Source organism: Kribbella polygonati (genome assembly GCF_050320105.1).
Taxonomy (GTDB): domain Bacteria; phylum Actinomycetota; class Actinomycetes; order Propionibacteriales; family Kribbellaceae; genus Kribbella.
Genome location: NZ_CP190129.1, coordinates 8,264,047 through 8,286,929 on the forward strand (window position 1 = coordinate 8,264,047; position 22,883 = coordinate 8,286,929).

Genomic DNA, 22,883 nt, shown 5'->3' on the forward strand with positions numbered 1-22,883 from the left:
CACCTGTAGTCTGTTTCGGTGCCTCCTGCCACTGTTGACTTCGGGATAGCTGCGCGGCGCCACTTCGAGGACGCGCAGCATCTGGCATCGGCGGCTCGATACGCCAATGCAGACCATCTAGTTGGCTTCGCGGCCGAATGTGGGCTAAAGGCGGTTCTCGTGGACTATCTCGGGGGTGTGCCGAATCCGAGAGGAGGACCGCCCGTTCACCCATCAACTGGCTCGGATAAGTATGGGCACTTACCGCGGCTGTGGGACCAGTTAGCGCTGCTCGCAAATGGCCGCAGCGGTGCGCGGTTCGCCGCCCTGATCAGCGCGGGCAACCCTTTCGCGCGCTGGGACGTCGGCGAGCGTTATTGTGACGGGGAGCACATCGACGACGGTAGGTTCACAGATCACTTGGGAGCCGCCAGCCAGGTGTTGACGATACACCAAGACGCTAAGTTGTCCGGAGCCCTTGTATGACTATTCGGTTTGACGGCGCGTGGTCGAGTGCACTCGCGATTGGTGATCAGATGCGTCGTACAGGCGCGGACATCATCGTTCTGCGGGATTTGATTGGCAGGGTCTCCTTTATTGTCGCGAATACGCGATCTAGACCGCTCGACTTCGAAGGATCAGCGGACTACCTTGACAAGCTCGGCGCATTCGCGGCACCTACTCCAATCATCTATTCCGACGACCTCTTCGATCGTGATTCGATACTTCAGGCGGCAGATCTCGTCGTCAAAGAAGCGGGCTCGGATGGCGAAGGCTCACTCTCAACCCTGGAACGAACAATTGTCGGCTCTGACTGGGTGAGACCAGAGGAGCCTGGCAGGACCCGGCGTGTCACTCTGTATGGCTTTAAAGGCGGAGTTGGGCGGTCGACGGCAACGTTCATGCTGGCTCAGCACCTCGCTCGGCAAGGGAGCTGCGTTCTCGTCGCGGATCTTGATCTAGAATCTCCCGGCGTTGGTGCGCTCTTGCAGCGGCAGGAAGATCTTCCAGACTACGGGCTGATCGATCATCTGGTGGAAGCTTCGGTTGGCAACGCGGCCGGATTGGATCTTGTAACACGGAGTGAGACAGCGCCAGCCTCGGGTAACGGAGAGGTCTGGGTGGCACCAGCCTCAGGTCGACCACGAGATGGTTACGACTACTTGTCCAAGCTCAATCGGGTGTATTTGGATTCACCGACCGGCGAGCATCGATTTGGTGAGCGAATTGATGCAGCGCTCGTAGCATGCGAGCAGCGAGTCTCAGAGCTCAGTCGTACTCCTGACGTGGTTCTGCTCGACAGCCGCGCGGGAATCCATGACATTGCTGCGGTTGCCATCACCCAACTAAGCGAACTCTCTCTGCTGTTCGCTGGAGACAACCCACAGACATGGTCTGGATACAGACTGCTCTTCAGTCAATGGCAGCAGAATTTAAGTCTAGAGAAGTTAGATCAGGTTCGGCAGAGACTGCGGATGGTTGCTTCAATGGTCCAGCCTAACGAGGCGGACCGCTATATTGAGAGATTTCAGGATCACTCGCAGGAATGTTTTGCGGAGACGCTGTATGACGCGGTCGGTCCTGACGATCCCGATGATCTGAATGCATTCAATTTCCAGCCGCGCGACAGTTCGGCCCCGCATTCGCCGCTCCCAATTCTGTTCAGTTCGGATCTGGTCGGATTGGATCCGGTTGATCGTCCGGATTGGTATGCGCGCCCGTTGATTTCCGCAGCATATGAGAGGTTCTTGTCTGCTGCGGCGGATCTGATTGGAGGTGGTTCCGATGGTGCTTGATCCGCACGTCTACCGCGAATTGCTTCGAACCGCCCTATCCCCTGCGGTTGATGCCGATACCATTGATCCAGATGCACGCACGCTCTACACGCCGACCAGTCATCGCCGCGCCTTGGATCCTGATGTCACTGTTGTGCAGGGTGGCCGCGGCGTCGGAAAGACGGTTTGGTTCAAGGCGCTGCAGAACCGTGAGTTGAGATCATTGACTGCCGACGAGTATCAACTTGGTCGCCTTAACCGTATCGATGCGTTGCCGGGATACGGAACCGCTCTGCTTCCAGAGCAGTATCCGAGTCAGCGTGTTCTGAGTGCCCTTCTCGCTCAGTTTCCAGCTGCAGAAGACATCTGGACTGCCGTTGTATTGAATGCGCTTGAAGCGCCGGGGATTGTGGAGCAGGCAACGTGGGCGGATCGGGTTAGATGGCTGCTGGCGAACCCTGAGCAGAGCGAGATTGCATTGGCCGCAGCCGACCGTGACGCTGCCTCGAGAGATCTGACCAGACTGTTTCTCTTTGATGCTCTCGACCGGTTGCACTCTCGACGCGACGCTGCTGACAAACTGGTGAGTGGAATACTGCGAGTTGCGCTTGACTTGCGAACGCGTACTCGGAACCTACGTGCCAAGGTATTCATTCGGCATGACATGTTCGACGGGATTAAGCTTACATTTCCGGATGCTTCGAAGTTGACGGCTAATGCGGCTGATCTGACTTGGTCGCCAACGAATTTGTATGGCCTACTGTTTCACCAGTTGGGTAACGCTAGCCATCCGGCATCCGAGTCGTTCATTCGCGAGACCGGTAGATGGATAACGCAGAGTGATCATCGTCGAACGCCGCCGCGAGATCTAACTGGAGATCAGGCTCGGCAGCGGGAGGTGTTTACTCAGATTGCCGGGCCGTATATGGGACGCGAGCATCGAAAAGGTATCACATATACCTGGCTTCCTAACCATCTGACTGACGGAATCAATCAGGTGAGCCCACGGAGTTTCCTCAGTGCCTTAGACACGGCGACGGATATCACTGCGCAAAGATTCTCCACGCACTCTGTTCCATTGCATTGGGAAGGGATACGTCAAGGAGTGCAGACTGCCTCTAAGATTAGGGTTGTTGAGATCCGTGAGGATATCCCCTGGGTTGGCACTTGTGTTGAGCCGCTTCGTGGTATGCAGGTTCCTATCGAGCAAGATGAGATTGTCGCTCGATGGCGCGATCAGGATCTGAAAGCTGATCTGGAAGCTATGTCGCAGGTCACCGGCGGCGATGCTGACCTGCCTGCGCCGGCCCCCACTGGTCCACTGCACACCGATTACCAGGGTTTGATTACTGAGTTGATTGAGCTTGGCGTAATGAGCCGCCGAGTTAATGGAAAAATTGACCTTCCTGATGTCTACCGGATCGCCTTCGATATTGGTCGCAAGGGTGGCGTGCCACGGGTGAGATCCTGACGTGCATAGGCACGCTCCGGCGAGGCTTCCGTCAATGCAAGTGTGTCTTCGATCAGGTGTGATCCGCTTCACTCGGTTCTGGGAGATCCACCAAGGAGTGGCGACTGCCTTTCGGCCCGATCGCCGGGAGGAAGGAGAACTCAGGGCCAGGGGAGGAGCTGTAGTGCTGGACCCTTGACCGGGCCCAATGTCAGGCGGCCGGCGTACCAGGCTGTGAGGTCTGGGAGGGTGCCTTTCAGCTTCACCTCTTCGCCGGTGCCGTTCTCCCAGGTGGTTTCTGGGGACTGGAGGATCAGGTGGGTGTTGTCGGGGGTGCGGGGGCGGAGGAAGTCGAGGAGGTGGAGGCAGAAGTCGTCGGGCCAGGTGGCGGGGGTTACGCCCAGGTTGAGGTCTGAGGTGTGGATGGTGAGTTCTCGCCAGGTGGCTTGGAGGCCGGCGGAGAGGTTGCTGTTGCGGTGGAGGATGGGGAGGGGCCAGTCCGTCGGGCTGACCTTGTCCCAGGAGGCGAGCAGGGTGGTGACGGCCTGGGTCAGGTGGGCCTTGAGGTCGGCGGCGGGGCGGTTGGCGCCGGCTTCGATGGCGGCGTCGCGGGCGGGGCGGCCGCCGTCGTACACCTCGACGAGCCGGCCCTGGAGGGCTTCCTCGACCTGGCGGGTCATCGCCTCGGAGAAGTACGCGATGTGCGTGATCACGTGACCGCGGGACCACCCGGGCAGGACCGAGTCGCCGCGGGCGGTCGCGTCGTCGAGGCCGGCGGTGAGAGCGAGCAGCCGGTCGGCGATCGCGTGTACGTCGTTCAGGGCCACAGGAGCTCCTTCGTCCAGGTGTCGTCGAGGTTGTACCGCAGGCGTACGTGCCGGCGGTCCGGGTCGGCCTGCCAGAACTCCACCTCGTCCGCGTGCAGCGTGTACAGGGTCCAGTTCGGCGCGACCAGATCCGGGTCGAGCGCGATCCGGTGCTGCTGTTGTCCGACCGCGGCGTCGATGTCCGAGCGATTCGCGAGTACGGCGCTCTGTTTGCCGACCAGCGCCTCCGCCCGGGCCGCGACCGGCCGCAGCAGGAAGTCGCGCGCCGAATCCTCCGGCGACGCGGGCGCGACCCGGCCCGACACGCGGACCTGCCGGCCGAGCGGGATCCAGTAGAAGGTCAGAGCGGCGTACGGCGAAGTGGTCAGCTCCTCGCCCTTCCGGCTCGTCGACGTCGAGGCGAACTGCCAGCCGTCGGCGGTGACGTCCTTGAGGATCAGCACCCGCGCGTTCGGCCGGCCGTCGGCGCGGACGGTCGAGAGGGTCGCGGCGCACGGTTCGACGACTGGGTGGTCGATCGCGGTCAGCAGCCAGTCGACGAACAGGTCGTGCGGGACGTCCGGCGCGATCGACGGGTCCCAGGCCGGCGGGGTCCCGGTCAGGGTCGGTACGGCGCGGAGCCGGGTACGAAGGTCGGTCACGCTCCGAGACCCTAGGGCAGGTATTCACATGGCAGCAACAAGTTTTCCCATTAGTATCACCCGATGACCTCCCTGGCCTTCGCCCTGGCCGCCACCATCAAGCACGACGGCCACGGCGGCATCTCCGACCTCCTCGCCACACCGGAGCAGACGGCCGCCTGGCTGCGTGAGTGCCCAACCGATCTGGGGAGGTTTTTGCCCCCGACCGGGACAGAAATCCTCCCCACCCTGGACGAAGGCCGCGTGTGGCGTGAGTTGGTGCGGATGCGGGGGGCGGTACGGGCGTTGTTCGCGCGGGCGGTTGCGCCGGGGGCGCCGAGCAAGGCCGATGCGGATCGGTTGATGAAGGTCGAGGACGCGCTGGAGGTGGTGAACCAGGCGGCGGAGTTGCTCGGGACGACGCGGCTGGAGTGGGACGAGAAGCCGAGCGTGCGGTGGGCGTACCGGACCGACGACCCGGTGGGCCTCCTGATGGGCGCGGTCGGGCGGTCGGCGATCGAGTTCCTGACCGGGCCGGATCGCACCAGGTTGCGGGCGTGTCCGGCGGCGCGGTGTGTGAAGTACTTCCTGCAGGACGATCCGCGGCAGACCTGGTGCTCACCCGCCTGCGGGAACCGGGAGCGGGTGAACCGCCACTACCGGAAGCGGGCCGCCGGATAGCCTTGGCGTTATGACTGTCGCGCGCTTCAAGGACCTGTGTGTGGACGTCGCCTGTCCGAGCGAGATGGCCGCGTTCTGGGGGCGGGTGCTCGGCCTCACCCCGCCCGCCGACAACCCGAACGTGCTGGTCGGCGACGTACCCGAGAAGACCGTCTGGATGTGCCAGGTCCCGGAGCCGAAGACGGTGAAGAACCGCGTCCACCTGGACGTGCACACCGGCGCCGTCGCAGACCTGGAGGCGGCCGGCGCGACCGTCACGATCCCGCAGTCCGACCAGCAGCACTGGAACGTACTCACGGACCCCGAAGGCGGCGAGTTCTGCGGATTCGTCCGCGACACCGACCCGGCGTACCGGCTGATGGAGCTCGTCGTGGACTCGGCCGACCCGGAGCGGCAGGCGCACTGGTGGGCGGACGCGGTCGGCGGCGACGTCGCGAGTACGCCGGACCACCCGTGGTACTGGCTCGAGAACGTCCCCGGCCTCCCGTTCCCGTACTGGGTGTTCGTCCCCGTCCCGGAGCCGAAGACCGCGAAGAACCGGGTGCACTGGGACGTCACCGCACCCGCCCTGCAACCCGTCCTCGACGCGGGTGCGACACTGCTCCGGCCCCGGGACAGCGAGATCGGCTGGCACGTCTGCGCCGACCCCGAAGGCAACGAGTTCTGCGTGTTCCTGCCCCCGGAGGCCTGATGACCAAGCTTGATCTCACTACGAGCGCACCCGACCTGACGGAGGCGCTCGTCAACGTCTCCTCGGTCAGCGGTACCGAGGAGAAGCTCGCCGGCAAGGTGGAGAAGGCGCTCACGGCGTACCCGCACCTGAAGGTGTTCCGGCACGGCAACACCGTGGTCGCGCGGACCGACCTCGGCCGCGCCGAGAGGGTCGTCCTCGCCGGTCACCTCGACACCGTGCCGCTCAACGACAACCTCCCGGCGCGCCGCGCCGACGGGCTGATCCACGGCCTCGGCGCCTGCGACATGAAGGGCGGCGTCGCGGTCGCGCTCCGGCTCGCCGCGACCCTGGACGCGCCGAACCGGGACGTCACGTACGTCTTCTACGACTGCGAGGAGATCGAGGCCGAGCGGAACGGGCTGTTCAAACTGACCCGCTCGAACCCCGAGCTGCTCGAAGGCGTGTTCGCGGTCGTGATGGAGCCGTCGAACGCGGTCGTCGAGGCCGGCTGCCAGGGCACCATGCGGATCGAGGTCAGCACCCGCGGCGAGCGCGCGCACTCGGCCCGCTCGTGGATGGGGTCGAACGCGATCCACTCGGCCGCCGAGGTGCTCGCCCGCCTCGAGGCGTACGCGCCGCGCCGGGTGCCGATCGACGGACTCGAGTACCGCGAGGGGCTGAACGCGGTCGCGATCAGCGGCGGCGTCGCCGGGAACGTCGTACCGGACCTGTGCACCGTGACGGTCAACTACCGGTTCGCGCCGAGCCGGTCGGAGGCGGAGGCCGAGGCGCACCTGCGGGAGGTGTTCGAGGGGTACGACGTGGTCGTCACGGACTCGGCGCCCGGCGGACTGCCCGGGCTGGAGCGGCCGGCCGCGGCGGCGTTCCTGCAGGTGGTGGGCGGAGAGCCGCGGCCGAAGTTCGGGTGGACGGACGTGGCGCGGTTCACGCTGCTCGGCGTACCGGCGGTGAACTACGGGCCGGGGGACCCGCTGTACGCGCACAAACAGGACGAGTTCGTGCCGGAGGCCGAGATCGAGCTGTGTGAACAGCGGCTGAGGACTTGGTTGACAGACCGCGCCTAGCCGGACCGCGTTACCGGTCAGGCAATAATCTGGAGGCATGTCAGAACCATCGATCCACCCCGACCGCCCGGTCGGCCAGCAGCAGCGCGGGCCGATCACGATGCGGCGCAAGCAGGTGCAGCACTCCACCTCCGAGCAGCGGCTGCTGGACAGCCGCGGGCCGTCGGACTGGGTGCACACCGACCCGTGGCGGGTGCTGCGGATCCAGTCGGAGTTCATCGAGGGATTCGGGATGCTGGCCGAGCTCGGGTCCGCGATCAGCGTGTTCGGGTCGGCGCGGACCAAGCCGGACGACCCGATGTACGCGGCCGCCGAGGAGTTCGGGCGGAAGCTCGTCGGGGCCGGGTACGCCGTCATCACCGGCGGCGGACCGGGCGTGATGGAGGCCGCGAACAAGGGCGCGTCCGAGGCCGGCGGGGTCTCGGTCGGGCTCGGGATCGAGCTGCCGTTCGAGAACGGGCTGAACGAGTGGGTCGACATCGGGATGAACTTCCGGTACTTCTTCACCCGGAAGACGATGTTCGTGAAGTACGCGCAGGGGTTCGTGGTGATGCCGGGCGGGTTCGGCACGCTCGACGAGCTGTTCGAGGCGCTCACGCTGGCGCAGACCCGGAAGGTCACGTCGTTCCCGGTCGTGCTGTTCGGTACGTCGTACTGGGGCGGGCTGGTCGACTGGCTGCGGACGACGATGCTCGAGGACGGCAAGATCTCCGCCGCCGACCTCGACATGTTCGTCGTCACCGACGACGTCGACGAGGCGATCAGCTACATCGTCAAGGCCGGCGAACTCGCCGACGCCGCCGCCGACGAAGCCGCCGCGGCCCGCGACGGGAGCTGAAATCCTGGGTGATTGTGCGGGTGACTCGGGCGGCATGGCACGATCGGTCCCGTGATGTGGTTCTTCGGGCTGATCGTGGTGCTGTTGATCGGGGCTGTCGCGGTAGTGGCCTCGGGGCGTTGGGGTGCCATGAGTACGGCGTACGACGACCGTCCCGACATGACGGTGCCGGCGCGCCAGGCGCTGACCTCGACCGACATCGAGTCGGCCAGGTTCGCGGTCGGGGTGCGCGGGTACCGGATGGACGAGGTCGACACGCTGCTCGAACGCGTCGCGAAGGAGGTCGCCGAACGCGACCGCCGGATCGCCGACCTCGAGCGCGCCGTCGCCCCCATCGTCGAGTCCCCCGAGGGCCACGGCTTCACGTCGAACCCGTACAACGCCCCCGACTTCGACGACACCGGCACCCAGAAACCCATCCTCGTCGGCGGCGACTTCCCGGACCCGGTCTCCGAACCGCCCGCCGACCCATCCACCGCAGCGCCCACCACCGTCGACCCGGCCTCCCCAGCCGGAGCCCCGACCGAATCCGGCGCCCCCACTGACCAGCCGGGCGCAGCGGGTGCCGGCGGCGCGTCCACCGGCGCACCGGACGGCACCCCAGGTACCGCGAACGCCCGTACGCCGGAAGACGCGGCCGGTACGCCGTCCGCTGGTGGTGCGGCTGAGGGTGGGGCGGTTGGTGCGGCGTCAGGGGCTGGTGCGGCGGACGGTGGGGCAGCCGGCGCGGCGCCCGCAGGTGGTGCGGCGGCAGGCGGGGCAGTTGGGGCCGCGTCCGCAGGTGATGGGGCAGCTGGTGCGCCGTCCGCGGGTGGTGTGGCTGACGGTGCGGTGTCCGTGGGTGGTGTTGCTGGTGGTGGGGTGACTGGGGGTGCCGCCGGTGGTGGTGCGGGCGGTGTGGTGAGTGATGGTGTGGCTGACGGTGGTGGTTCGGACGTAGCCGCGGGTGGGGCTGAGGCTGCCGGTGGGGGAGCAGTTGCTGGTGCGGCGGATGACGAGCCGGAGACGCGGGAGTTGCCGCGGGCGAGTCAGGCTGCTGCGGACGAGTACGAGCGCCTGCAGGCGGAAGCGCGCGCCGTACTGGAAGCCCAGTCCCAGCCCGTGACCCCGCGCCGCACCCCGGCCCCGCAACAGTCGCACCAGGACGCGCTCACACAGGACGACCAGCCGCAGGCCTCGTACCAGCAGGATGCTTATCACCAGGCTGGGCAGAAGCCGTCGCAGGCGTCGCTTACGCCGGCGCAGCAGTACGACCAGTTGAAGCTCAATCAGCCCGCACCCGTCCGGCTCCAGCAACCGACCACGCCGCCGGCTCCGGCGGATGGAGCCGCTGGTCCGGCGCACTGGACGGCGCAGCCGGCTCCTCAAGCCGAGCAGCCGACCGGGCGAGACGCCCAGCAGCAGGCAGACCCCACGCAGACCCCCGGAGCCGAGCAGGCGCAGCAGCAGGCGGCTGACGGGGCTAACCCGCAGGCGGGGGATGGGGAGGAAGGGTGGCGGTTCTGGCCGCCGGCGGGGTCTGAGGGGGAAGGGGCTTATCAGCGGCCCAGTTGATGAGCGCTTCGGGGAAGTGTCACGCTGCGGCGTCGGTGGAGTTGGGGCTGGCGCCCGAGGCGGCGTGGGCGGTGGTGATGGACTGGGAGCGGCAGTCGCGGTGGATGGTGTTCACGCGGGTGTGGGCGACCGCGAACGACGGCGCCGGGGTCGGTGGGGGAGTCGCGGCGCGTACTTCTGTCGGTGGCGTCGGGTTCACTGACGACATGGTCATCACGCACTGGGATCCACCGCGCGAGTGCACGGTGAAGCACCTCGGGAAGATCGTCCGCGGCACCGGCACGTTCACCGTCGGCCCGGCGAAGAACGGCAGTACGTTCACCTGGTCCGAGGACGTCGTACCGCCGCTCGGCCGGCTCGGCACACTCGCCTGGCCGGTCGTGCGGCCGGCGTTCGAACTGATGATGCGGATCTCGCTCCGCCGGCTCGTCGAGGAGGTCCAGTGACGGTGACAGGCCCGGACGGGCAGCAGCGGTGCGGGTGGGCGACGTCGGCCCCGGAGTACGTCGAGTACCACGACACCGAGTGGGGCAAGGAGATCCGGAACGACGTCGGCCTGTTCGAGCGGATGACGCTCGAAGGCTTCCAGTCCGGGCTGTCCTGGATCACGATCCTGCGCAAACGCGAGAACTTCCGGACGGCGTTCGCGCGGTTCGACCCGGAGGCGATCGCGAAGTACGGCGACGCCGACTTCGACCGGCTGATGGCCGACCCGGGCATCGTCCGGAACCGCCTGAAGATCAACGCGACGATCTCGAACGCCCGCGCCCTGCTCGACCTGGCCGACGGCGAGTTCACCGAACTGCTCTGGTCCTTCAAGCCCGCGAAGCACAAGATCCCGAAGACACTCGCCGACGTACCGGCCACCACGCCCGAGTCGGTCGCGATGTCGAAGGCACTCAAGAAGCACGGTTTCGTGTTCGTCGGACCGACCACGGCGTACGCGCTGATGCAGGCCACCGGCATCGTCAACGACCATCTGAAAACCTGCATCGCACGCTGAATCTCGTGCACGTGCATCTGCAAACGGCAACTGCATAAGGCTTTTTGCCGATTCCCAAAGACAAACGGCTGAACGAGTTGTGCTCCGGGCACAGAACGTGATGTGGTGTTCAGCGGGCTCCCCGACTGTCAGGTGGTTGTCCGGCCGTGACTCGCCCGGCCGGAACGCGGTCGTGGAGCCCACCAAACTGTCTACGGGTGTTTGTTCGTCCCGTCCGCGGTGAAGCTGGTCCGGAACACATCGGTTCCGGTCAGCCCACTCAGTTGCACGCCGTCCGGGCCGGTGCTGAGGTACAGGTTCGCTTCCGCATAAGCATCCGCGGCGTCGTCGTCCGCGGTACCGAACTGCCGCGTCCAGCTGTGCGTGTGATCCGGCGAGTACTTCGCGAGTACGCCGTCGAACTTGCCGAGCGGCGTCTCCAGTGCGCCGTCGGTGAATCCGCCGACGTACAGCGAACCGCCCGCGTCCACAGCGATCGCGGCGCCCTTGTCGTTCCCACTCGTCCCGAACTGGTCGCGCCACGTCAGTACGCCGTCCGCGTCGGCGCGCGCCACGATGATGTCCTTGTCGCCGATCAACGTGCGAGCGAAGTCGCCCGCCGTGTACCCGGTCAGGTACACGCCACCGGCAGGATCCGCCGCGAGCCCCCACACCTCGTCGGACTCCGACGTACCGATCTGCTTGGTCCACACCGCGTCACCCGCGGCCGAGTAGCGCGCAAGCAGCCCGTCGGTGCCGCCCGTCATCCCGCCCAGGTACACCGAACCGCCCGACACCGCGATCGCCATCCCCTTGTCCTCGCCCGCGCCGCCGTTCTGCCGCAACCACACCTGCTTCCCGTCGCCGTCGTACCGCGCGACGAACGCGTCCTTGTCGCCCTGGTTCGTCCCGCCCAGCGCACCCTTCGTGTAACCGCCGACGTACACGTCCGTCCCGTCGACAGCGACCGAATAGCTGCGATCCGCCACCCCCGGTACGCCGAACTGCGTGAGCCAGCGCCGATTCCCGGCACCGTCGTACAGCGCCACGAACGCATCGTCGGTGCTGTTCCCGGGATGGGCCCCGTCCAGGTCGCCGTTCGTGTACCCGGTGACCACGACCCGCCCGTCCGTGTCCACGGCAACGCCGTACGCGCGATCCGTCCCGGCAGACCCGAGCGTCCGCGTCCACGAACGCGAGCCGTCCGGGACGTACTTCGTCAGCGAAACGTCCGTTCCCGCGGCCGCCTGGCAAACGTTGCCGGAGGCATCGGTCGCGATCCCGCCGGAGCGGTCGTCGCCGCCGAGGTCGGTGAGCTCGGCCTGCATCGGCGTGGCCGGCGGCTTCCCGAGGTACTGGAAGACGTACTTCGCGCCCTCGGCGAACGTCGGCCCCCACACGTCCCAGTCGTGCCCGCCGTCGACGACGCGGAACTCCGACGTCAGGGTCGGAACCCGGGACGCCTGGTTGTAGACGACGTGCGCCTCGAAGTCGAGGTCGTGGGTGGCGTCGATCGCCTTCGGGTTCTTGTACTCGTCGTCGCCGACCGCGATGTACAGGTGCGACCGCTGCCCGCTCGCCGCGAACGACTTCAGCGCCGCCGGCCAGTTCAGCTTCAGGTACGCCGCCTCGACGAACGGGTCCTGACCCTTGCCGAAGGCACCGAAATCGCGGGTGCTGGAATCGCTCGGCGGCAACGGGAAGTACACCGCCGGGCTGAGCGCGATGCCCGCGCCGAACACGTCCGGATGCGCCAGCGTGTAGCGCAGCGCGCCGGCGCCGCCCATCGAGTACCCGGCGATCGCGCGCCCGGTCCGGTCGGCGATCGTCCGGTACGTCGCGTCGACCCGCGGGACCAGGTCCTTGACGAACGCGGTCTCGACCGGGCGGCCCGGGTCGGCGCCCCGGTACGCCGAGTCGACGTACCAGCTCGCTCGGCTGCTCCACGGCGCGTCCGGCATGATCGCGATCGCGGGCGGGATCTCGCCGTTGCCGATCAGCTCGTCCAGCCGGCTCTTCACCTGGGTCCACGCGCTCATCGAGTCGCCGCGACCGTGCAGCAGGTAGATGACCGGGTAGCGCCGGGTGGACGTGTCGTACCCGGCCGGGAGATAGACGTTGTAGTTGATGTCCTCACCGAGCGTCGCGGAGCGGACGGCGGCGGACTTGATGGTCCCGGGCTCGGGCGCGGGCGCCGCGCTCGAGCCGGGCAGCACGAGACTCCCGACCAGCGTGGCAGCGGTCAGGACGGGTAGCAGCAGTTTCCTCACACGTCAGTGTGTAATCGCTTACGTAAACGATTACAAGCCCTCGTTCACCGCCCGTGGAAGGTGGGCTTCTGCTTCGCGACGAACGAGGCGACGGCGTTGTGGTGGTCCTCGGTGGCGCCGGTCTGCTGCATCTTGCCGGCCTCGAAGGCGAGCGCCTCGGCGAGCGTGTGACTCGCCGAGTAGCCGAGCGACTGCCGGACCGCGCCGTACGCGACCGTCGGTCCGACGGCGAGCTTGCCGGCCAGTTCGGCGACGGCGTCCGGCAGGTCGGCGGCCGGGACGACGGACGTGGCCAGCCCGAGGTCGAGAGCCTCCGCGGCGGGGACGGTGCGCGGGAAGTACAGGAGCTCCAGTGCGCGGGCGTGTCCGATCAGCCGGGGCAGTGTCCAGGAGATCCCGGTGTCGCAGGACAGCGCGATGCCGGTGAACGCGAGGTTGAACCCGGCCGTGTCCGCGACGACCCGGAAGTCGCACGCGAACGCCATCGAGGCGCCGGCCCCGGCGGCCACCCCGTTCACCGCGGCGATCACCGGCTTCGGCATCTCGGCGAGCGCCAGCGCGATCGGCGCGTAGTGGTCCGGCACCGTGCTCCAGAGCGCGGCCTGGTCGTTGGCCTGCAGCAGCCCGATGTGCTCCTTCAGGTCCTGCCCGACGCAGAATGCCCGCCCGGTCCCGGTCAGTACGACGACGCGGACGGCGGGATCGTCGGCGGCGGCCTGGATCGTGTCGCGGAGCAGCACCTTGGTCGGCGTGTCGAGCGCGTTCATCGCGTCCGGCCGGTTCAGGGTGACGGTCGCGACCCCATCGGCGACGGAATACGTGACGGAATCACTCATCGTGGTCAGCTCCTTGACTGTCAGTAAGAGGATTTTCAGTGTTGCGTCAGGCAGTCATCGACGAAACGCCCGGCCGCGGGACCCAATCGATCGGCGTGGAAATCGAAGAATGCGGCGGCCTTCGTCCCGGCCCAGCCGGCCGGCAGCAGCTCGTCCGGCAGCCCCGGATCCCGGAACAGGAACTTCCGCCATTCGTGCACCAGCTCGGACCGGACCGCGAACGCCTGCTCGTCGTCGCTGCCGGCGGTGCCCACGCCGCCCGCGTCGACCAGCGCCTTCGCCTCGATCAGCCAGGCGTCGTACGACGCGCCGAGCTCGTCCAGCTTCCAGACCCGGCGGGCGAACGCCGGCGCGCCGGCGTCGACCGGGGCCCGGAACCGGTCCGCGGCGATCCCCTCCATCTCGAGGATCTGGTCCACCTCGGCGTCGTTGCGCAGCCCGACCCAGGCGCCGTCGGACAGCGGAGCCCAACCCAGGAAGGCGAGTTGGCTCGCCAGCTGGTCGCGACGCCGGGCGTTCGGGACCTCCCGGAGGACGCCCAGGTGCCAGTGCCGGTCCCAGTCGCCCGGGCCTTCGGAACCGGTCACCACCGGGGTGCCGTCCGGCGCGGTGCGGTAGATCCGCGCGGCGGCGTCGTCGAGCCGGCGACGCGCCCGGGAGGTCAGTCCGTATCCGGGCTGCCCCTCGATCCGGACCGGCTCCAGCCAGCCCTGCCGGACCATCCGGGACACCGCGGTCCGCACGGCCGGTGGATGCACGCCCAGCGGCGCGAGCAGCCGGACGAGGGCCGCGACCGGGGCCTGCGCACCACGCGCGCGCAGGTGGTCGCCGTACAGGTCGAAAAGGGCTGAACGGGCGTGCACAAGACTCGAGTCTGCCGTATGGTGCACGGCCTTGGCCTGAGATCGGGAATAATGGGGTGCGGTACACACCGATTAACACTGCGATACGCGCCGACGGCGCATCACCGCAACGGCGCCGGCCACGGTCCCCCGCGCGGTGTCGTCGCTCAACACCGACACTGGGAAGGGGTGCGCGCATGGCGGCGATGAAGCCGCGGACGGGCGATGGTCCGCTCGAGGTCACCAAGGAGGGCCGCGGGATCGTGATGCGGGTTCCGCTCGAGGGCGGCGGACGGCTCGTCGTCGAGCTGAACGCCGACGAGGCGACCGAGCTCGGCAACGCACTGAAGGCCGTCGTCGGCTGACCACAACCTCCGGGGGTGCCAGCGCCCCCGTCTGTCACTCCGACCCCGGTGGGTGCCTTCGCAGGCACCGGCCGGGGTCGTTACGGTGGTCCAACTCTCTTTGATCAAACACCAGTGAGGTCGTCCTAGTGGCTCGCCGCAGCAGTTCGTCCCCGTTCCCCACTCTTCCCGGTGTCAGCTGGCAGCCCGGTCTGCCGGTGCACGGTTCCGCCACCTGGGTGGTCCTCGTCGGCGACGAGTTGCCGGCCGCCGCGAAGGAGGCGGGGGAGCGGCTCGGGGTCGACCTCGGCCGGCTGCTCGAGGTGCAGCGCGAGACCGGCTTCACGCCGGCCGCCGGCAGTACGGCGGCGTACCCGCTGCTGATCGGCGACGTGACCGAGATCCTGCTGGTCGGAGCCGGTGACGGCGGCGCGAAGGACCTGCGACACGCCGGGGCGGCGATCGCCCGGTTCGGCCGCGGCAAGGACGAGCTCACCACCGTCGTTGCCGAGGGCATCGATGACGCGGCGCTCCAGGCGTTCGCGGAGGGCGTGGTGCTCGGCTCGTTCTCGTACACCCAGAAGACCGTCGACCCGGGCAAGCCCGCGGTCGGCAGCGTGACGCTGACCGACGGTACGGACGCGCCGCGGCAGGACGTGCTGGACCGGGGCGTCGTGGTCGGCCGCACCGGCTGGCTGGCGCGGCAGCTCGCGATCACCCCGTCGAACGAGAAGGACCCGTCCTGGCTGGCCGCGCGGGCGATCGAGATCGCCGCGGCGACCGGCCTGGTGGCGACGGTCTGGGACGAGAAGAAGCTGGCCGCCGACGGGTTCGGCGGGATCCTCGCGGTCGGCCAGGGCTCGGCCCGCCCGCCGCGGTTCATCCGGCTCGACTACGCCCCGGCGGGTTCCGGCAAGGACACGCCGTACGTCGTGCTGGTCGGCAAGGGCATCACGTACGACACCGGCGGCCTGTCGCTGAAGCCGCGCGAGGGCATGGTGTCGATGAAGCGTGACATGACCGGCGGCGGCTCGGTGATCGCGACCATGTCGGCGCTGCGCGACCTCGGCGCGAACGTCCGGGTGACCGGCCTGGTCTGCGCGGCGGAGAACATGCCGTCGGGTTCGGCGTACCGCCCGGACGACGTGATCCGGCACTTCGGCGGCCGCACCACCGAGGTGAAGAACACCGACGCCGAGGGCCGGCTGGTGCTCGCCGACGGGCTCGCGTACGCCGTCCAGGAGCTGAAGCCGGACGTCCTGGTCGACATCGCCACGCTGACCGGCGCGATCAAGGTGTCGCTCGGCGCGATGCTGTACGGCGGCCTGTTCGCGACCGACGACGCGCTCGCCGACAACCTCGCCGACGCCGGCCGGGTGTCCGGCGAGGAACTGTGGCGGATGCCGCTGCCGGCCGAGTACGAGGACCTGATCTCGACCCCGGTCGCGGACTCGGTGAACAGCTCGAAGGGCCCCGGCTCGATCACCGCGGCCCTGTTCCTGAAGGCCTTCGCGGGCGACCTCCCGTGGGCCCACCTGGACCTGTCGTCGATCGCGGAGTCGCCGGGCGAGAACTTCGAGTACTCCACCGGCGCGACCGGCGCCGGCGCGCGGCTGCTCAGCACCTGGCTGTCCTCCGGCGCGCCGACCTCCGGCATTATCTGAACCGCGCGCAGAGGAAGTCGACGATCCGGTCCCGCGCCGGCTTCGCCTGCGGCACGAGGCCGGGCATGCTGATGAAGGCGTGCCCGGCCTTGTCGTACTCGCTGACCTCGACCGGGGTGCCTGCCGCGCGCAGGTGGTCGGCGTACACGCGGCTGTGGTCCGCGACCGGGTCGAGCGCCGGCACCACCATCAGCGTCGGCGGCAGCCCGCTCAGGTCGTCGGCGTACAGCGGCGACAGCTCCCGCGGATCGGTTCCTTCGGGTACGGCGAGACGCCGGAAGAACTCGAGGCCCTCGCGGGTGAGCGTCGGCGTCTCCGGGTACTGCGCGACCGAGTCGTAGTCGAGCGCCGTCGAGGTCACGTCGACGCACGCGTTGACCAGGACCTGCGCGCGCAACGACAGGCCCGCGTCCCGGGCCCGGAGCGCGGAGAGTGCGGCGACCATCGACCCGGCGCTCTCGCCGGCGACCGCCACGCGGGCCGGGTCGATGCCCCAGTCGGCGGCGTGCTGGAACACGTGCCGCAGGACGTCCCAGCCGTCGTCGACGATCGCGGCGAGCGGTGTGTCGTGATCCATCAGCCGGTGCTCGACGGACACCACGACGGCTGACACCCGGGCAGCGAGGTGGCTGTTGATCCAGTCGCACTGCACCGCCGTACCGACGTATCCGCCGCCGTGGACGTGCAGGATCAGCGGGAGCTTGGCCTGGTTGTCCGGGCGGTATACGCGGACCCGGATCGTGCGGTCTGCGAGCTGGACCTGCTGCCAGCCGATCGTCACGCCGCTGTGCGGGAAGCCGGTCAGCAGGTGCGCGAACCGGGACGTGACGATCCGGTGGGCGGCCTCGCCGAACGCGGCCAGTTCCTTGGGCGACATCGTGCGGTAGTCGGGCTCCTTGCGGAGCGAGTAGACCAGGCGAACGCCCAGCGGCGGCTGCTGGGTGGTCGCGGTGGTGGCGGCGGTCTTGAGCATCGGGCACCGTCCTGCGGTTTCGCTACGATTAGTATCGATACCGAAGGTAGCATAACTAGGTAGGGTAGGCCCATGGCTTCCAGTACCCGGCCGCCCGGCCGGCCCCGGTCCAGCGTCGACGCGGAGGTGTTCGCGGCGACGCTGCGGACGATCCACGAGCTCGGGTACACCCGGGCCACGGTGGACCGGATCGCCGCCGCGACCGGGATCGCGAAGACCACGATCTACCGCCGCTGGCCGACGAAGGGCGCGCTGGTGACCGCGACGCTGGTGGACTCGTTCGGCCCGTTGCCGCTGACCGGGCAGAGCCGCGACGCGGACATCGCGGCCGCGGTCCGGTACGGCGTGCGCGCGGTCGCCGAGCCCGGGGTGGCCGCGGCGTTCGCGGGTGTGTTCACGGACGCGATCGGCGATCCCGCGCTGCGGGAGATCCTCGCCGTACAGCTGCAGGACCCGTACCGGAAGGTGCTGATGGAGACGCTCGGGCTGTCCGAGCAGCGGGTGCTGTTCGTGATCGACGTGGTGATCGGGACGCTGCTGCACCGGATGGGCATGACCGGCGAGCCGATGGTCGAGGCCGACGTCGAGGACCTCATCCGGATGCTGCAACGCGAACTGCGCTAGCTTTCCGGAACTTTTCCGTCGCTCAGCGCCGGAAAAGTTCCGCTCAGACCGTGTCGAGCTCCGCGACGGCGTCGGCGGGGAGGACCAGATCGCGGGCGGCGATGTTCTCGCGGAGGTGGTCGAGCGAGGACGTACCCGGGATGACCACGCTGGTCGTGGAGCGCTGCAGCAACCACGCGAGCGCGACCTGCTGCGGAGTGGCGTCCAGGCGGGCCGCGACCTTCGCGAGCGTCTCCGACTGCAGCGGGCTGAAGCCGCCGAGCGGGAAGAACGAGGCGAACGCGATGCCGTGCTCGGCGCAGTAGTCGACGATGTCGTCGTCCTCGCGCGTGACCAGGTTGTAGAGGTTCTGGATCGTCACGAACGGCGCGATCGCCGCCGCCTCGTGGACCTGCGCCATCGTGACCGCGCTCAGCCCGAGATGCCTGATCAGCCCTTCCCGCTGCAGTTCGGCCAGCACGGTGTACGGCTCGGCGATCGAGTCGTGGTTGGTCTCCTCGCGCGCCGCGGTCCGCAGGTTCACCACGTCGAGTACGTCGAGACCCAGGTGCTCGAGGTTCTCGTGCACCTGCCGCTTCAGGTCGTCCGGGTCGAGCGCCACGTCCCACGATCCTTCGGGCCCCCGCCGGGCGCCGACCTTGGTGACCAGGTGCAGGCCGTCGGGGTACGGGTACAGCGCCTCCTTGATGATCTCGTTGACCACGACCGGGCCGTAGAAGTCGCTGGTGTCGATATGCGTGACGCCGAGGTCGACAGCCTCCCGCAGTACGGCGATCGCCTGGTCGCGGTCCTTCGGCGGTCCGAAGACGCCGGGGCCGGCGAGCTGCATCGCGCCGTACCCCATCCGGGTGATGGTGAGGTCGTCGGCGAGGGTGATGGTTGAGTTCGTCATGGCTCCACTGTTCGTCGGTCCGCGCGGAACAGGGAGTACCCCGCCGTTCCTGGTAGTGACAGGGCACAGGCTGTCACGGCGTACCCGGTCTACGGTGGACCCATGGAGAACGCGCTGGGCGACTACCTGCGGGCGCGGCGTGAACAGGTCGGTCCCGAGGAGGTCGGGATCCGCAGCGTCGGCCTCCGCCGGGTCCCCGGGCTGCGCCGCGAAGAGGTCGCGATGCTCGCCGGGATCAGCTCGGACTACTACCTCCGGCTCGAGCAGGGGCGCGACCGCAACCCGTCGGCGCAGGTGCTCGAGGCGCTGGCCGGCGTACTGCGGCTGGACGCGGACGCGCGGAACTACCTCCTCGGCCTCGCCCAGCCGGCGCCGCACCCGCGGACCCGCGCGGAGCAGGCGCCGGAGAGCATCGTCGAGCTGATCGACGGGTGGCCCGACAACCCGGCGTACGTGCAGAACAAGTACACCGACGTACTCGCGGTGAACGCCCTCGCCGCCGCGCTCTCGCCGAACTACCGGGTCGGCGTCAACCTGCTCACCGCCGTGCTGCTCGATCCGCGCGAACGCGACCTGCGCCGGGACTGGGAGGACCTCTCCGAGGAGGGTGTCGCCGTACTGCGTTCCGAGCTCGGGCCGAACGTCGACGACCCGCGGCTGAAGGAACTGGTGGGCGACCTCTCGGTCCGCAGCGAGCGGTTCCGGCAGCTGTGGGCGCGGCACGAGGTCCGCCCGCGCCGCGGCCGCCTCAGCCGGCTGACCCACCCGGAGGTCGGCGACCTCGACCTGCGCTCGGACAAGCTGACCGTGGGTGGGACCGACAACGTCACGCTGGTCGTCTTCCACGCCGTCCCCGGATCGCGCGACGCGGAATCCCTCGCCCTCCTCGGCAGCCTGGTGGCTAGGCCTGTCGAGCGAAGGCCCGAATGATCTCCGGGTATGCCGCGAACGCAGTACCGGTGTGGTCGACCGCGCCCATCGAGTGCACCGTCACGTCCGTGCCGCGTCGTCGCAGCGAGACTGCGCACGAGTCGGCGTTGGCGGCGGCGACGTCGGTGTCCTTGGTCCCGCTGTACAGGTGCACCGGCACGCGCGGCGTCCAGTCCTGGCAGATCTGATCGGCTGCTTGGATCGCTGCGAGGAGCCGCCCGGTCGGATGCTGCAGCTTCGCGGCGAAGTCCGGCGTGAGCAGCTTCTCCGGCGAGTCCGGCAACCCCGCGACGATCTCCTGGTCGCTGTGCGATCCGTCGAACAAGCCCTCGACGGTCTTCGCGTACGGCGCCTGGAACGCCTGCCGCGGGTCGTCGTACAGGCCGACCGTCCGGTTCCAGGCGGTCACGAGGTACGCGAGGTAGAACGTCGCGGTCGGCGGGATCACGCGTCCGTCGAAGGCGGCCGGGAGTTCCTCGCCGAGCAGGTCGTACGGGCCCGCGACCGCACGCAGCGCCCCGAGCCGGAACGGGCCGACCTCGCCGCGGCTCAGCGCGCGACCGAACGCGAGCGACGCCCGGCCGCCCTGCGAGAAGCCGGTGACGAGTACGTCGCGCTTGAAGGCGACGCCGTGCTTGGCGGCGAACGCGCGGGCCGCGAGCAGCAGGTCCGCCGACGCCGAGGTCTCGGTCTTCGTGTCGAGGTACGGGTGCGGGCCGGGGCCGAGTCCGAGGCCGAGGTAGTCGGGGGCGACGCCGGCCAGGCCCTGGCCGGCGAACAGGGCCGTGACCAGGCGATCCGCGGACAGGTCGTCGACGGAGGCGGCGGCCGCTTTGGTCGCGTTCGTGCCGTGCAGGTACTCCGTGACGGTGAGCGCGCCGCGGCGTCCGTCGGGGAGTACGACGATCCCGCTGGCCGTCGTCGGGCGGCCGTGGGTGTCGGTGGTGCGGTAGACGAGGCGGTAGGCGGTGACGGCGTACGACGACGTCGGGGCGCCGGGGAAGTCCGCTGCCGCCGCGTCGAGCTGAGCCGCTGTCAGGTGGGCGATCGGCGTTGCCGAGACGACCGTTCCGCGTTCGCCCAGAACTGTGGAGGGGGTGCGGCCCATACCCGCGAAGGCGGGGGTCGGGTGGGTGGTGGCGGCGAAGGCGGGGGTTGGGTGGGTGGTCGCGGCGAGGGCCGACGCGGGGTAGGCGAGGAGGGCGGCGGTGGCGAGGGTGGCGGCGGCGGTCTTGGTCAGGCGAGAAGTCATATCCCAACCCAACCGTCGCCGGCCTCGGCACAGAATGGTGCGAACTCCCTGATGGCGGTGGGGTTTTGCCTACCCGAGCAGGCTGTTGTACAGCTCCACGGTCCGTTGTGCCACCGCGTCCCAGCCGAACTGCGAGACCGCGCGTTCCCGTCCCGCCTTGCCCATCGCGGCCGCTCGTGCCGGGTCGTCCACGAGCGCGTTGATCCCGTCGGCGAGGCCGCGTTCGAACGTGTCCGTGTCGTGTTCGTCGTACGGCACCAGGATGCCGGTGACGCCGTCGTCGACCACCTCGGGGATGCCGCCGACCGCGCTCGCCACGACCGCGGTCTCGCAGGCCATCGCCTCCAGGTTCACGATGCCGAGCGGCTCGTAGATCGACGGGCAGCAGAACGCCAGCGCGTGCGTCAGGACCTGCCGGACCTCCTCGCGCGGCAGCATCTCCGACACCACGAACACGCCGTCACGGGCCATCCGCAGGTCCTCGATCAGCGCGTCGGTCTCCGCCTTCAGCTCGACCGTGTCGGCGGCGCCGGCGAGCAGCACGAGCTGCACGGACGGGTCCAGCCGCAGGCCCGCGCGGAGCAGGTGCGGTACGCCCTTCTGCCGGGTGATCCGCCCGACGAACGTCACGTATGGGCGGCTCAGGTCGACGCCGAGCCGCTCGAGCACGTGCGTCGACGGGTCCGGGTGGTAGAAGTCGGCGTCGATGCCGTTGGAGATCACATGGACGCGAGCCGGATCCACGGACGGGTAGCAGGCGAGTACGTCGTCGCGCATCCCGCGGCTGACCGCGACGACCGCGTCGGCCGCCTCGTACGCGGTCCGCTCCGCCCAGCTGGACAGCCGGTACCCGCCGCCGAGCTGCTCGGCCTTCCACGGGCGCCGCGGCTCCAGCGAATGCGCCGTCACCACGTGCGGTACGTCGTACAGCAGCTTCGCCCAGTGGCCGGCCATGTTCGCGTACCAGGTGTGCGAGTGCACGAGCTGCGCGTCGCCGACCGCCGCGGTCATGGTCAGGTCGGTGGACAGGATCCGCAGCGCCGCGTTCGCGTTCGGCAGCCGCGGGTCGTCCTCGGAGTGCGCGGTCGCGCCCTGCCGGGGCTCGCCCATGCAGTGCACGTCCACGTCGATCAGCCGGCGCAGCTCGCGGACCAGGAAGTCCACGTGCACCCCGGCCCCGCCGTACACGTCCGGAGGAAACTCACGCGTCAGGATGGCGACCTTCATACCGCCCGACGATAAGTCATCGAGCGAGCTGTGTCGGCACCCAGAAGCGCAGCTTTCCGTGTCGTTCGTCTTCCAGTTCGCCACCAGCTGCCTCGATCACCTTGCGCGATCCGGTGTTGTCCACGTCGCAGGTGACCAGTGCGGGGTCGATCCCGAGCGCGGCCGCGATCGGCAGCGACTGGGCGAGCATCCGGGTCGCGTACCCCTTCCGGCGCGCGGACGGCCGGACCCAGTAGCCGATGTGGCCACCGACCTCGGTGAGCGCGGGCGTCAGGTCGTGCCGGATCGACAGCCGGCCGAGCAGCTCGACGCCGTCGACGAACCACAGCACGGTCTGGTGCACGATGCCGGGCGGCAGCACGGTCTCCGGCTCGGCCTCCCGCCGGATCGCCTCGACCAGGTGCCGGAACCCGGCCGGATCGGCCGCCCGCTCGCGGCTCCACAGCTCGTCGTCCTCGGCCACCGACTTCGGCCCGAGCCAGTGCAGGTCCACCGGGTCGAGCTCGTCCCAGGCCTCGAGGAACGAACGATGAACGGCAACGGTCGGAACGACGAGGATCGGCAT

Annotated in this window: 23 protein-coding genes; 13 read left to right on the top strand and 10 right to left on the bottom strand. The window is 68.7% G+C overall.

The window, feature by feature from the left end; all coding sequences use genetic code 11:
• Window positions 1-461 precede the first annotated feature (461 nt).
• Together ACQHIV_RS39850 and ACQHIV_RS39855 are read left to right on the top strand one after the other, a co-directional pair.
• The gene (locus ACQHIV_RS39850) at window positions 462-1,775 is read left to right on the top strand and encodes a ParA family protein (RefSeq protein WP_427889589.1); all 1,314 of its coding nucleotides are present in this window, start codon (window positions 462-464) and stop codon (window positions 1,773-1,775) included.
• Complete coding sequence (locus tag ACQHIV_RS39855; RefSeq protein ID WP_427889590.1) at window positions 1,765-3,225, top strand: hypothetical protein; 1,461 nt, start codon at window positions 1,765-1,767, stop codon at window positions 3,223-3,225. The genes ACQHIV_RS39850 and ACQHIV_RS39855 overlap by 11 nt, the downstream gene beginning before the upstream one ends.
• Before the next feature lie 140 nt (window positions 3,226-3,365).
• Here the strand turns inward: ACQHIV_RS39855 and ACQHIV_RS39860 are convergent, their stop codons facing one another.
• On the bottom strand, window positions 3,366-4,031 hold the full coding sequence (locus ACQHIV_RS39860; protein ID WP_427889591.1) for a maleylpyruvate isomerase family mycothiol-dependent enzyme: 666 nt from the start codon (window positions 4,029-4,031) through the stop codon (window positions 3,366-3,368).
• Window positions 4,022-4,672, bottom strand: a complete 651-nt coding sequence (locus ACQHIV_RS39865; protein WP_427889593.1) for a pyridoxine/pyridoxamine 5'-phosphate oxidase — start codon at window positions 4,670-4,672, stop codon at window positions 4,022-4,024. Before ACQHIV_RS39865 ends, ACQHIV_RS39860 begins: the two co-directional genes overlap by 10 nt.
• A 63-nt stretch (window positions 4,673-4,735) precedes the next feature.
• Here ACQHIV_RS39865 and ACQHIV_RS39870 point away from each other — a divergent pair, with 63 nt between their 5' ends.
• From ACQHIV_RS39870 to ACQHIV_RS39900, 7 genes are all read left to right on the top strand, one after another.
• The gene (locus ACQHIV_RS39870) at window positions 4,736-5,332 is read left to right on the top strand and encodes a CGNR zinc finger domain-containing protein (RefSeq protein ID WP_427889595.1); all 597 of its coding nucleotides are present in this window, start codon (window positions 4,736-4,738) and stop codon (window positions 5,330-5,332) included.
• A 10-nt stretch (window positions 5,333-5,342) separates the two neighbouring features.
• Entirely contained in the window at window positions 5,343-6,023 is a 681-nt protein-coding gene (locus ACQHIV_RS39875; protein ID WP_427889596.1) for a VOC family protein, read from the top strand.
• Window positions 6,023-7,090, top strand: coding sequence for a succinyl-diaminopimelate desuccinylase (gene dapE, locus ACQHIV_RS39880; RefSeq protein WP_427889598.1), 1,068 nt, complete (start codon window positions 6,023-6,025; stop codon window positions 7,088-7,090). Before ACQHIV_RS39875 ends, dapE begins: the two co-directional genes overlap by 1 nt.
• Before the next feature lie 100 nt (window positions 7,091-7,190).
• Window positions 7,191-7,928, top strand: a complete 738-nt coding sequence (locus tag ACQHIV_RS39885) for a TIGR00730 family Rossman fold protein (protein ID WP_427896657.1) — start codon at window positions 7,191-7,193, stop codon at window positions 7,926-7,928.
• 54 nt (window positions 7,929-7,982) lie between these two features.
• Window positions 7,983-9,482: a DivIVA domain-containing protein gene (locus ACQHIV_RS39890; RefSeq protein WP_427896659.1), complete on the top strand. Its 1,500-nt coding sequence runs from the start codon at window positions 7,983-7,985 to the stop codon at window positions 9,480-9,482.
• A 35-nt stretch (window positions 9,483-9,517) separates the two neighbouring features.
• Window positions 9,518-9,928 (top strand): SRPBCC family protein, encoded by a 411-nt coding sequence (locus tag ACQHIV_RS39895; RefSeq protein WP_427889600.1) that lies wholly within the window; start codon window positions 9,518-9,520, stop codon window positions 9,926-9,928.
• Window positions 9,925-10,485 carry a DNA-3-methyladenine glycosylase I gene (locus tag ACQHIV_RS39900; RefSeq protein ID WP_427889602.1) on the top strand — a complete coding sequence of 187 codons (561 nt, stop codon included), beginning with the start codon at window positions 9,925-9,927 and terminating at the stop codon, window positions 10,483-10,485. The genes ACQHIV_RS39895 and ACQHIV_RS39900 overlap by 4 nt, the downstream gene beginning before the upstream one ends.
• A 191-nt stretch (window positions 10,486-10,676) precedes the next feature.
• Here ACQHIV_RS39900 and ACQHIV_RS39905 read toward each other — a convergent pair whose 3' ends face one another.
• From ACQHIV_RS39905 to ACQHIV_RS39915, 3 genes are read right to left on the bottom strand one after another with little or no spacing between them, the layout of a single operon-like run.
• Window positions 10,677-12,734, bottom strand: a complete 2,058-nt coding sequence (locus ACQHIV_RS39905) for an alpha/beta hydrolase-fold protein (protein WP_427889604.1) — start codon at window positions 12,732-12,734, stop codon at window positions 10,677-10,679.
• Window positions 12,735-12,778: 44 nt separating this feature from the next.
• A complete protein-coding gene (locus ACQHIV_RS39910) occupies window positions 12,779-13,570 on the bottom strand; it encodes an enoyl-CoA hydratase/isomerase family protein (RefSeq protein WP_427889605.1) in 792 nt (263 codons plus the stop codon).
• Window positions 13,571-13,605: 35 nt separating this feature from the next.
• The gene (locus ACQHIV_RS39915; protein WP_427889607.1) at window positions 13,606-14,433 is read right to left on the bottom strand and encodes a PaaX family transcriptional regulator; all 828 of its coding nucleotides are present in this window, start codon (window positions 14,431-14,433) and stop codon (window positions 13,606-13,608) included.
• Between the two features lie 176 nt (window positions 14,434-14,609).
• Between ACQHIV_RS39915 and ACQHIV_RS39920 the strand changes: the two genes are divergently transcribed.
• Together ACQHIV_RS39920 and ACQHIV_RS39925 are read left to right on the top strand one after the other, a co-directional pair.
• Window positions 14,610-14,777: a DUF3117 domain-containing protein gene (locus ACQHIV_RS39920; protein WP_012923066.1), complete on the top strand. Its 168-nt coding sequence runs from the start codon at window positions 14,610-14,612 to the stop codon at window positions 14,775-14,777.
• 197 nt (window positions 14,778-14,974) lie between these two features.
• Entirely contained in the window at window positions 14,975-16,420 is a 1,446-nt protein-coding gene (locus tag ACQHIV_RS39925) for a leucyl aminopeptidase family protein (RefSeq protein WP_427889610.1), read from the top strand.
• Here the strand turns inward: ACQHIV_RS39925 and ACQHIV_RS39930 are convergent.
• Window positions 16,413-17,393, bottom strand: coding sequence for an alpha/beta hydrolase (locus tag ACQHIV_RS39930; protein ID WP_427889612.1), 981 nt, complete (start codon window positions 17,391-17,393; stop codon window positions 16,413-16,415). The two genes, ACQHIV_RS39925 and ACQHIV_RS39930, sit on opposite strands and share 8 nt — an antisense overlap.
• A 72-nt stretch (window positions 17,394-17,465) precedes the next feature.
• Here ACQHIV_RS39930 and ACQHIV_RS39935 point away from each other — a divergent pair, with 72 nt between their 5' ends.
• The gene (locus ACQHIV_RS39935) at window positions 17,466-18,017 is read left to right on the top strand and encodes a TetR/AcrR family transcriptional regulator (RefSeq protein ID WP_427889614.1); all 552 of its coding nucleotides are present in this window, start codon (window positions 17,466-17,468) and stop codon (window positions 18,015-18,017) included.
• A gap of 43 nt (window positions 18,018-18,060) precedes the next feature.
• Here the strand turns inward: ACQHIV_RS39935 and ACQHIV_RS39940 are convergent, their stop codons facing one another.
• Entirely contained in the window at window positions 18,061-18,909 is an 849-nt protein-coding gene (locus ACQHIV_RS39940) for an oxidoreductase (RefSeq protein WP_427889616.1), read from the bottom strand.
• Between the two features lie 102 nt (window positions 18,910-19,011).
• Here ACQHIV_RS39940 and ACQHIV_RS39945 point away from each other — a divergent pair, with 102 nt between their 5' ends.
• The gene (locus ACQHIV_RS39945; RefSeq protein WP_427889618.1) at window positions 19,012-19,839 is read left to right on the top strand and encodes a helix-turn-helix domain-containing protein; all 828 of its coding nucleotides are present in this window, start codon (window positions 19,012-19,014) and stop codon (window positions 19,837-19,839) included.
• Here the strand turns inward: ACQHIV_RS39945 and ACQHIV_RS39950 are convergent.
• The 3 genes from ACQHIV_RS39950 to ACQHIV_RS39960 all read right to left on the bottom strand — a co-directional run bounded on the left by ACQHIV_RS39950 (window position 19,811) and on the right by ACQHIV_RS39960 (window position 22,883).
• Entirely contained in the window at window positions 19,811-21,091 is a 1,281-nt protein-coding gene (locus ACQHIV_RS39950) for a hypothetical protein (RefSeq protein ID WP_427889620.1), read from the bottom strand. The genes ACQHIV_RS39945 and ACQHIV_RS39950 overlap by 29 nt on opposite strands.
• Window positions 21,092-21,160: 69 nt before the next feature.
• Complete coding sequence (gene glgA / locus ACQHIV_RS39955) at window positions 21,161-22,318, bottom strand: glycogen synthase (RefSeq protein ID WP_427889622.1); 1,158 nt, start codon at window positions 22,316-22,318, stop codon at window positions 21,161-21,163.
• A gap of 16 nt (window positions 22,319-22,334) precedes the next feature.
• Entirely contained in the window at window positions 22,335-22,883 is a 549-nt protein-coding gene (locus ACQHIV_RS39960; RefSeq protein ID WP_427889624.1) for a GNAT family N-acetyltransferase, read from the bottom strand.

Excerpts from the sequence above, each read along its gene's own strand:
- ACQHIV_RS39850 (WP_427889589.1), top strand. The coding sequence starts at position 462 with ATGACTATTCGGTTTGACGGCGCGTGGTCGAGTGCACTCGCGATTGGT.
- ACQHIV_RS39855 (WP_427889590.1), top strand. The coding sequence starts at position 1,765 with ATGGTGCTTGATCCGCACGTCTACCGCGAATTGCTTCGAACCGCCCTA.
- ACQHIV_RS39870 (WP_427889595.1), top strand. The coding sequence starts at position 4,736 with ATGACCTCCCTGGCCTTCGCCCTGGCCGCCACCATCAAGCACGACGGC.
- ACQHIV_RS39875 (WP_427889596.1), top strand. The coding sequence starts at position 5,343 with ATGACTGTCGCGCGCTTCAAGGACCTGTGTGTGGACGTCGCCTGTCCG.
- dapE (WP_427889598.1), top strand. The coding sequence starts at position 6,023 with ATGACCAAGCTTGATCTCACTACGAGCGCACCCGACCTGACGGAGGCG.
- ACQHIV_RS39885 (WP_427896657.1), top strand. The coding sequence starts at position 7,191 with ATGCGGCGCAAGCAGGTGCAGCACTCCACCTCCGAGCAGCGGCTGCTG.
- ACQHIV_RS39890 (WP_427896659.1), top strand. The coding sequence starts at position 7,983 with ATGTGGTTCTTCGGGCTGATCGTGGTGCTGTTGATCGGGGCTGTCGCG.
- ACQHIV_RS39910 (WP_427889605.1), bottom strand. The coding sequence starts at position 13,570 with ATGAGTGATTCCGTCACGTATTCCGTCGCCGATGGGGTCGCGACCGTC.
- ACQHIV_RS39920 (WP_012923066.1), top strand. The coding sequence starts at position 14,610 with ATGGCGGCGATGAAGCCGCGGACGGGCGATGGTCCGCTCGAGGTCACC.
- ACQHIV_RS39930 (WP_427889612.1), bottom strand. The coding sequence starts at position 17,393 with ATGCTCAAGACCGCCGCCACCACCGCGACCACCCAGCAGCCGCCGCTG.
- ACQHIV_RS39935 (WP_427889614.1), top strand. The coding sequence starts at position 17,466 with ATGGCTTCCAGTACCCGGCCGCCCGGCCGGCCCCGGTCCAGCGTCGAC.
- ACQHIV_RS39940 (WP_427889616.1), bottom strand. The coding sequence starts at position 18,909 with ATGACGAACTCAACCATCACCCTCGCCGACGACCTCACCATCACCCGG.
- ACQHIV_RS39945 (WP_427889618.1), top strand. The coding sequence starts at position 19,012 with ATGGAGAACGCGCTGGGCGACTACCTGCGGGCGCGGCGTGAACAGGTC.
- ACQHIV_RS39950 (WP_427889620.1), bottom strand. The coding sequence starts at position 21,091 with ATGACTTCTCGCCTGACCAAGACCGCCGCCGCCACCCTCGCCACCGCC.
- glgA (WP_427889622.1), bottom strand. The coding sequence starts at position 22,318 with ATGAAGGTCGCCATCCTGACGCGTGAGTTTCCTCCGGACGTGTACGGC.
- ACQHIV_RS39960 (WP_427889624.1), bottom strand. The coding sequence starts at position 22,883 with ATGCCGATCCTCGTCGTTCCGACCGTTGCCGTTCATCGTTCGTTCCTC.